Genomic DNA, 2,648 nt, shown 5'->3' with positions numbered 1-2,648 from the left:
TGCAATTTCGCCGAGCTCGCGGTTGAGACAGCGGAGAAGTCGTTACGCCATTCGTGCAGGTCGGAACTTACCCGACAAGGAATTTCGCTACCTTAGGATGGTTATAGTTACCACCGCCGTTTACTGGGGCTTAAATTCTGGGCTTCACCGAAGTTGACCCGTCCTCTTAACCTTCCAGCACCGGGCAGGCGTCAGTCCGTATACATCGTCTTGCGACTTCGCACGGACCTGTGTTTTTAGTAAACAGTCGCTTCTCCCTGGTCTCTGCGGCCCTCACCGCTTCCCACCGCAAGGGTGTTCACGGATCAGGCCCCCCTTCTCCCGAAGTTACGGGGGCATTTTGCCGAGTTCCTTAACCACGATTCGCTCGATCGCCTTAGTATTCTCTACCTGACCACCTGAGTCGGTTTGGGGTACGGGCGGCTAGAACCTCGCGTCGAGGCTTTTCTTGGCAGCAGAGGATCACCCGATTCCCGCATACGCGGTCACTATCAGTTCTCACCCTGTATGTTTCGCGGATTTGCCTACGAAACGGGCTACAACCTTGGACGTGGACTACCATCGCCACGCCGGGCTACCTTCCTGCGTCACCCCTGTTAACACGCTTACCTACTACCGGTTCGGGTCCCACGCCGCCGGCAACGGTGCGACCCGAAGGTCGCTGTGTTGCCATTGGGGCGGTTAGCATCACCGGGCTCGGTATGGGCGGTTCTTCGCCGGTAGGAGAATATCAACTCCTTGTCCATCGACTACGCCTGTCGGCCTCGCCTTAGGTCCCGACTTACCCAGGGCGGATTAACCTGGCCCTGGAACCCTTGGTCATTCGGCGGACGGGTTTCTCACCCGTCATTCGCTACTCATGCCTGCATTCTCACTCGTGTGGGCTCCACCACTAGGTCACCCTGCAGCTTCACTGCCCACACGACGCTCCCCTACCCACCCACACACCTGAACACCGATCAAGTCGATGCTAAGTTTCACGTGTGAGTGCCACGGCTTCGGCGGTGTACTTGAGCCCCGCTACATTGTCGGCGCGGAATCACTTGACCAGTGAGCTATTACGCACTCTTTCAAGGGTGGCTGCTTCTAAGCCAACCTCCTGGTTGTCTGTGCAACTCCACATCCTTTCCCACTGAGCACACGCTTAGGGGCCTTAGCCGATGATCTGGGCTGTTTCCCTCTCGACTACGAAGCTTATCCCCCGCAGTCTCACTGCCACGCTATGTCTTACCGGCATTCGGAGTTTGGCTGACGTCAGTAACCTGGTAGGGCCCATTAGCCATCCAGTAGCTCTACCTCCGGCAAGAAACACGTGACGCTGCACCTAAATGCATTTCGGGGAGAACCAGCTATCACGAAGTTTGATTGGCCTTTCACCCCTAACCACAGGTCATCCCCTCAGTTTTCAACCTAAGTGGGTTCGGTCCTCCACGCCGTCTTACCGGCGCTTCAACCTGCCCATGGCTAGATCACTTCGCTTCGGGTCTAGACCCGGCGACTGTACCGCCCTATTCGGACTCGCTTTCGCTACGGCTTCCCCACACGGGTTAACCTCGCCACCGAGCACTAACTCGCAGGCTCATTCTTCAAAAGGCACGCCGTCACCCCTGCTAAGGAGGCTCCGACGGATTGTAGGCACACGGTTTCAGGTACTATTTCACTCCCCTCCCGGGGTACTTTTCACCTTTCCCTCACGGTACTTGTCCGCTATCGGTCACTAGGTAGTATTTAGGCTTAGCAAGTGGTCTTGCCAGATTCACACGAGATTTCACGGGCCCCGTGCTACTTGGGATCCCCTCAACCAGGCCGCACCATTTCGTCTACGGGACTCACACCCACTACGGTCCGCCTTTCAATGCGGTTCGACTATGACACGACTTTCTTACTGGCTACCAGACTGTCAGATCTGGTCAGAAGGTCCCACAACCCCGCATGTGCAACGCCTGACAGCTTGACACACACACGGTTTGGCCTCATCCGCTTTCGCTCGCCACTACTCACGGAATATCTCTTCCTGTCGGTACTGAGATGTTTCACTTCCCGACGTTCCCCCCTACACCCTATGTATTCAGATGCAGGTGACTGGGCATGACCCCAGCCGGGTTCCCCCATTCGGACATCCTCGGATCACAGCTCGTTTGCCAACTCCCCGAGGCTTATCGCAGGCTACAACGTCCTTCTTCGGCTCCTAGTGCCAAGGCATCCACCCTGTGCCCTTAAAAACTTCGACACACTACAATATTTCACAGAGATCAGAAAACCAGACCCCTTCCAAAGAAGAGGACTAGTACTGAACATCTGGGATGCTCGCGTCCACTATGCAGTTCTCAAGCAACGGACGAACCCGCAAGCCCACCGGCACGCCTACCCCGAACACCCACCCACACACCCACACCCACCAACCGAAGCTGAAGGGGAGACAAGAGGGAGAGCCTCAAGGCGGTTCACACCAGACCCGCGACCCGTTCACCATCACAAGACCATCAACCCCCGAGCCCGCCGCCAGCAGCCCGCGAAGAAGGACGAACCCCTCCACGAACCACCCACGACCACGCCCGGGACGCCGATTGCCTCAGGACCCAACAGTGTGCTTGCGAACCAACCAGACCCCCTACCACCAGCTTTCCCCCACCCAGCCCGAAGACAAG

Annotated in this window: 1 rRNA gene; it reads right to left on the bottom strand. The window is 57.2% G+C overall.

The features are described 5' to 3' along the window. Nucleotides 1-2,230, bottom strand: a 23S ribosomal RNA gene (locus tag ACWF41_RS21380); the annotation flags it as partial. Between the last annotated feature and the right edge of the window lie 418 nt (nucleotides 2,231-2,648).

This window comes from Isoptericola sp. NPDC055063, assembly GCF_053608125.1.
This window is presented reverse-complemented; position numbering and strand designations above follow the sequence as displayed.